Consider the following 6,454-nt stretch of genomic DNA (forward strand, 5'->3'; position numbering starts at 1 on the left):
GCGGGAACCCCTGCCTTCGTCGAGCCGTTCTCTTTCCCCCGCTATGCGGACGCGCTCCTCGCGGACATCGTGAGCAACCACACCGACATGGGTCATTCCCAGGCTCCCCTCTACTTCCAGGGGGGAAACCTGCTCATCGGCGACGACTTCTTCCTGATCGGCGCAGACTATCCGGCCAACTCGCTGAGCTACGTGTATCAAGCGATCATCCCGGCTCCGGGAGAAAGCCCTCCGGCCACCGTTCGACGCCTGTACTCGGAGTACTTGGACACGTCTCGGGTGATGCACTACGTGGGGAGCACTGTTCCCGTGCCGGCTCAGGTGGTCCGGCCGATCACGGTCGACGGGACGGAATGGCAGGAGATCGTCCACTTCGGCAACAAGGCCGGAACGGTTCAGCCTCTCTTCCACATCGACATGTTCATCACCCTGGCGGGCAGGGGCAGTGACGGCCGATACCGGTTGCTCGTGGGAGACCCCCGTATGGCGGCGCAGATGCTGGACGTGCCGCTCTGGCCCGGGGCCATGCAGGAAGTGTTCGACAACATCGCACTCCACTTGGACGCCCTGGGCTTCGACGTCCACAGGAATCCTCTTCCGCTCACCCATGTGGACGACCCGGCTGACCGATTGCGCATCTGGTACTTCGCGACCGGCAACAACGCCCTGACGCAGATCGGGAGCGACGGGACGAAGCACGTGTGGCTGCCCACCTATGGGCACGGCGCATGGAGCGATCTGGTCAGGACGGACGATGCGAACCGGGACGTCTGGCAGTCCCTCGGCTTCGAGGTCACGATGCTCGGGGATTTCCACCCGTTCGCCGAGAACCTCGGGGCGGTCCACTGCATCAAGAAGTACCTGGACAGAACCGACGGACAGGGGCGCCTTCCCACCTAGGCCGGCCGCTCCGCGACGACGGCGGGTGAGAAGCTCCGCGCCGGGCCGCTCGCAGTGGTGGACGATCCGGTCAGGCGGTCGTCGCGGCGATCTCCCGCGCCACCCGCTTCGCGATCGTCCCGACGTATCCGGTGAGTCCTGGCCGGAACACGTAGCCGACGAACCGCAGGCCCGGGGCCACCTCGCGGCCGGTGCCGTCCCGCGGCAGGCCGCGCTCGTCCAGCACCCCGAGGCCGCCGACGAGGTCCTCCAGGCCGGTCCGGTAGCCCGTGGCGGCGATGACGGCGTCGGCGCGCTCGCGCCGGCCGCCCGCCAGAAGGACGCTGTCGCCGTCGAGCCCGGCCACCGCGGGGACGCACTCGATCGCTCCGCTGCGGATCTCGTCGAGGACCTCCGCGTCGACGATCGCGGGCGTGACACCGCGGCTCCTGATCGAAGCCATGGCGCCCTCGGTGGGGCGGGGCAGCCCGTAGGCGCTGAGGTCCCCGATCGTCCTGCGCTGGAGGGCGAAGAGCAGCCGGTCCACGAGCGCGTCCGGCAGGCGCAGCAGCAGCGGGACCGGCAGGTCGCCGGGCAGGCCGTGGAGCTCCCGCAGGAGGATGTTGGGCGGGGTGCGCACGGCCAGCAGCACCCGCCGGGCACCGCCGGCCGCGAGCTGGTGGGCGATCTCCATTCCGCTGGTGCCGGCGCCGGCGACCAGCACCGTGCGCCCCGCGAAGGGCGCGGGATTGCGGTAGGCCGAGGCGTGCAGGACCTCGCCGTCGAAGGCGTCCTCGGTGGCCCAGGCCGGCAACTTCGGCCGGTTGAGGGCGCCGGTGGCGACCACCACGTGCTCGGCGTGCCGCTCGCCGGCCGAGGTGCTGACGCACCAGCCGCCGCTGTCGGGGCGGACCCGGGAGACCTCCACCCCAGTCTCCACGGTCAGGCCGCGGTCGGCGGCGAAGCGCTGCAGGTAGTCGATGTACTGGTCGCGGGTGGGGAACTGGCCGTACTCGCGCGGGAAGGGCGCGCCGGGCAGGGCGGAGTGGCGCCGGGAGGTGTTGAACCGCAGTGCGTCGTAGCGGCCCGTCCAGGCGGCGCCGGGCTGCGGGCCGCGCTCGAGCACGGTGGCCGGAACGTCCCGGGCGCGCAGCTCCGCGGCGGTGGCCAGGCCCGCCGGGCCGGCGCCGAGGACCAGGACGCGGGGAACGATGTCCATGGTGTGTCCTTTCGGATCAGGGGGCTGGTCCGCCCCGGCCACGAGGTGTCGCCGTGGCCGGGGCTCAGGGCCGGGCCTGGAGGACCATGTTGAACGGAGTGTCCGCCACCCGGCGCACGTCCCGGAAGCCGCCCTCGGTGAGGACGTCGCGCAGCGCCCGCTCCCCGGCCTGGCCGCCAAGGGCGAGCCCCACCGGCTGGGACAGGGAGTTGGGGGTGCACAGGAACGTGGACGCCGCGTAGCCGAGCGGCGCCGCCGGGTTGGCGAGGTTCGCCGCGAGGTCGTCGCCGGCCTGGAGCTCGACGAGGACGAGCGAGCCGCCGGGAGCGAGGGCGTTGCGGGCGTAGGCGGCCGCCCCCACGGGGTCGCCCAGGTCGTGGAAGGCGTCGACGAACGTCACGAGGTCGTAGTCGTGGCCCGTGTACTCGTGGCAGTGGGCGACCTCGAAGCTCACCCGGTCCGCCACCCCGGCCGCCGCGGCTCGGGCCCGGGCGATCTCGATGGACGGTGCGTGGGGATCGAAGCCGACGAAGCGGGAGCGGGGAAACGCCTGCGCGAGCATGATCAGCGGCGCACCGTGCCCGGTGCCCACGTCCGCCACGGTGGCGCCGGCGGTGAGCCGTTCGGCGACGCCGTCGAGCGCCGGGACCCACTCCGTCACCAGGCTCCGCCGGTACTGCGCCGACCAGAAGCGCTCGGTCTGCTCGAAGACCACGGGGTCGTGCTCGCCCCAGGCGATCCCCTCGCCCGTGCGGAAGGCCTCCAGCAGGGGGTCGACGTCCCGGAACATCCCGCCCGGGAGCAGGCACGCGGCCACCGTCCCGTCGTCGGTGAGCACCGCGGCCCACTCCGCCGGCAGGGTGAAGGTCTCCTCCGCCGCGTCGTACCCGAGGATCCCGGCGGCGGCCTGCTGGGCCAGCCACTCGCGGAGGTAGCGCTCGTGGGTGCCGGTGGCCGCGGCGAGCCGGCCGGTCGTGGCCGGGCCGAGGCGCTCCAGCGCGGCGTAGAGGCCGAGCCGGTCGCCGACGAGGACCATCGCCGTCGTCGCGGCCGCGGTGACAAGGCCGAAGTACTCCTGGGCGCGCTGCGCCACGAGGTCCTCGGTGCGGGTGGCGGTCATCGGAGGCTCCCTTCGTCGTCGGGTCGTGTCCCACGATGCTCCCTGGCCCTGTCACGGGCCTTTCATCGCGTGGTCAGCGGCGGACAATGGGGGACATGGCACAGGACCCGGTGGAGATCGGCGTCCTGGGGGCGCTCGAGGTCCGGCGCGCCGGGACGCCCGCCGCGCTGCCCGGTGCGCGGCCGCGGGCGGCCCTCGCCGCGCTCACCGTGCACGCCCCGCACCCGGTCTCCGTGGACGCGCTCGTCGCGGCGGTGTGGGGCGATGACGCGGTGCCGGCCCGGCCGCGCGGCGCCGTGCACACCGTGGTGTCCCGGCTGCGCGCGGTCCTGGGTAGGGAGGCCGTGCAGGCGGGGCCGGCGGGCTACTGCCTGGCGCTGCCGGACGGGGCGGTCGACGCCAGCCGCTTCGAGGCGCTCCGCCGCCGGGCCGCCGGATGGCCGCCGGACCAGGCGGCCGGGACGCTCGACGAGGCGCTGGCGCTGTGGCGCGGCCCCGCCTACGCCGAGTTCGCCGACCGCGGCTTCGCGGTGGCCGAGGCCGCGCGGCTGGAGGAGCTGCGGCTGCGGACCGTGGAGGACCGGGCCGTGCTGGCCCTGCAGGCGGGGGCCGTCGACGACGCCGTGTCCGCGCTCGAGGAGCTCGTCGCCGAGCAGCCGCTGCGAGAGCGGGCCCACGGGCTGCTCATGACCGCCCTCTACCGCGCCGGCCGGGCGGCGGAGGCCCTCGACCGGTTCTCCGCGCTGCGCCGCACCCTCACCGGCGAGCTGGGCCTGGACCCCGCACCGGCCCTGCGGGAGCTGCAGCTGCGGATCCTCGGCCACGACCTGCCGGAGGGGCCGTCGTCGTCGCCCGCGCGCCCGGCGCCACCGGTCCGGCCGGTGCCGTCCGCCACGCCGGTGCCGCCGGCCTGGCGGACGGCCGCGGACGCCTTCGTCGGGCGGGAGGACGACGTCGAACAGCTGCTGCGGGCCGTGGCCGCGCACCGCCTGGTGTGCCTCACCGGTCCCGGCGGGATCGGCAAGTCCCGGCTCGTCGCCGAGGTCCTGCCCGAGCTGTCCCGGCGGCTCGCCCGCCCGGCCGTGGTGGTCGAGCTCGACGACGCAGCCCCCGCGCAGGTGGACGCCCGCGTCGCGGCGGCCCTGGGCCTGGGCGCGGCCGGGGAGCTGCGGACGGCGGTGCTCGAGTACCTCGCGGCCTCCTCGCTCGTCCTCGTCCTCGACGGTTGCGAGCGGGTTCTCGGCGAGGTCCGCGACCTGGCCGAGGCCGTGGGCCGGGCGGCGCCGCGGGTCCACGTCCTGGCGACGAGCCGACACCGGCTGGAGCTGCCCGCCGAGCAGGTCCTTCCGCTGGCGCCGCTGCCGCTGCCGGACCCGGCGGACGCCCCGGACCGGGCCGCGCTCACCGCCTCCGTGCGGCTGTTCCTCGACCGGCTGCGCCGCGTCCGGCCGTCCGCCCGGCTTCCCGCGCCGGTCCTGCACGACATCGGCGAGCTGTGCCGCCGCCTCGACGGCCTCCCACTGGCCCTGGAGTTGGCCGCCGTGCAGGCGGCCGCGCTCGGCGTCCGGCCCGTCCTCGAGGGCATCGGGTTGGGGCTGCAGCTCGACGACGAAGCGCACGGGCCGCTGCGGGCCGTCGTCGCCCGGTCGTACGCCCTGCTCGACCCGCCCGACCGCGCGCTGCTCGGCCGGCTCTCCGCGTTCACCGGCACCTTCGACCTCGACGCCGCCGAGCAGGTCGCCCCCGAGCCGGGCGAGGCCCGGGCAGGGCTCGCCCGGCTCGTCCAGGCCTCGCTCGTGCTGTCCGTGGAGGACGGCGCGGCCACGCAGTACCGGCTGCTCGGGATCATCCGGGCCTTCGCCGCCGAGCGCGCCGATGACGGCACGGCCGCGGCCTTCTGGGCCTGGGCGGCCGGCCACGCCGAGCGGTGCGCCCGCGAGGCGGCCGGTCCCGCGTGCGGCGCGGCGCTGCGCGGGCTCGAACTCGCCCGCGGGGACCTGGCCTCCGCCGTCGCCGGCGCCCTCGCGACCGGGCGCCTCGAACCGGCCGCCCGCACCGTCGGCGCCCTCGGGCTGTGCGTGCACTGGGTCCCGGGCCCGGTGCTGTCCGAACTGGCCCTGCGGGTCGGGGAGCACCCCGGTCTCGACGGGACCGCGGCCGCCGCCCTCGCCCTCGGGGCCGCCGCGCTCGCCGCCGACGAGCGCGGTGAGCCGGCCCGCGCGCGCCGGCTCGGGGCCCGCGCCCTCCGGGCGGCCTCGGCGCCGGCCGAGCGGTACCTGGCGCTGGCGACCCGGGGCATCGCGGCCATGTACGCCGGGGACCGGGGCGAGGCGGCGCGCTGCTGGCAGGACGTCCTGGCGATCCCCAAGCTGCCGGACGCGTACGCGGTCGACGCCCACGCGGTGCTGGCGCTGGCCCACGCGGCGGACGGGGCGGGGCCGGCGGCCGAGGAGCACGCGGCCGCGGCCCGCCGGGCGGCCGAGCGCAGCGGCACGGCGTCCCGGGTCGCGTTCGCCCTCTACGCGAGCGGGGAGGTGGTGCTGGCCGCCGACCCGGAGGCGGCGGCCGACGTCCTGCGGGAGGCCGCGCAGCTGGCCGACGGCGTGCGCGCCGAGCAGGTCTCGGCGGTCGCCCGGGTGGCGCTGCTCTCCGCGCTCACCCGGACCGGGCGGGCGGCGGAGGCCCTGGAGCTGGCGCGCACGCTGCTCGAGCTCCAGCGGCGCGCCGGCCACTGGCCCCAGCTGTGGACCACGCTGCGGATCCTCGCCGAGCTGTTCGCCGCCGCCGGGCGCCCGGACGCGGCCGAGCTGGTCCTCGCCGCCGCCGAGACGGCCGAGTCGGCCCCCGGGCTGGCCGGCCCCGACGTCGAGCGCTACCGGGCGCTGCGGGCCACCGTCCGGGAGGGGCTCGGCGCGGAGCGCGCGCACCGGATCGCCACGCTCGCGCGGCTGCTCCCGCGCACCGAGGTCCTCGACCGCGCCCGGCACGCCGCCGAGGAGCTCAGCGCGCGCCCGTTCCCGGGTCCGGCCGGCACCTCGTAGGGGCGCCGCCCGGTGACCTCTGGGCGGCGCCCCTGCGGTTCTTCCGGGTTCCGGAGCCCCCGGACGTCCTACAGCGCGCCGTTCTCCCACGGGCCGGTGACGGCGTAGGTGATGCCGGGGCTCTGCACGTTGAAGAACAGGATCCGGCCGTCCGGGCTGAACGTGGCGCCGGCCAGCTCGCTGGTGTTGGGGGAG

Annotated in this window: 5 protein-coding genes; 2 read left to right on the forward strand and 3 right to left on the reverse strand. The window is 76.2% G+C overall.

The window, feature by feature from the left end; translation table 11 throughout:
* The coding region (locus tag RIF68_RS23120) for a hypothetical protein (RefSeq protein WP_309053209.1) at nucleotides 1–900 on the forward strand (900 nt) is incomplete at its 5' end.
* 70 nt (nucleotides 901–970) lie between these two features.
* Here the strand turns inward: RIF68_RS23120 and RIF68_RS23125 are convergent.
* Together RIF68_RS23125 and RIF68_RS23130 are read right to left on the reverse strand one after the other, a co-directional pair.
* The gene (locus tag RIF68_RS23125) at nucleotides 971–2,098 is read right to left on the reverse strand and encodes an NAD(P)/FAD-dependent oxidoreductase (protein ID WP_309053210.1); all 1,128 of its coding nucleotides are present in this window, start codon (nucleotides 2,096–2,098) and stop codon (nucleotides 971–973) included.
* A gap of 64 nt (nucleotides 2,099–2,162) precedes the next feature.
* Nucleotides 2,163–3,218: a class I SAM-dependent methyltransferase gene (locus RIF68_RS23130; RefSeq protein ID WP_309053211.1), complete on the reverse strand. Its 1,056-nt coding sequence runs from the start codon at nucleotides 3,216–3,218 to the stop codon at nucleotides 2,163–2,165.
* Between the two features lie 95 nt (nucleotides 3,219–3,313).
* Here RIF68_RS23130 and RIF68_RS23135 point away from each other — a divergent pair, with 95 nt between their 5' ends.
* Nucleotides 3,314–6,259, forward strand: coding sequence for a BTAD domain-containing putative transcriptional regulator (locus RIF68_RS23135; protein ID WP_309053212.1), 2,946 nt, complete (start codon nucleotides 3,314–3,316; stop codon nucleotides 6,257–6,259).
* Between the two features lie 68 nt (nucleotides 6,260–6,327).
* Here the strand turns inward: RIF68_RS23135 and RIF68_RS23140 are convergent.
* On the reverse strand, nucleotides 6,328–6,454 hold a 127-nt coding region (locus tag RIF68_RS23140), incomplete at its 5' end, for an alkaline phosphatase PhoX (protein ID WP_309053213.1).

This window comes from Streptomyces sp. (assembly GCF_031178505.1).
GTDB classification, from domain to species: Bacteria; Actinomycetota; Actinomycetes; order Streptomycetales; family Streptomycetaceae; genus Streptomyces; species Streptomyces gulbargensis.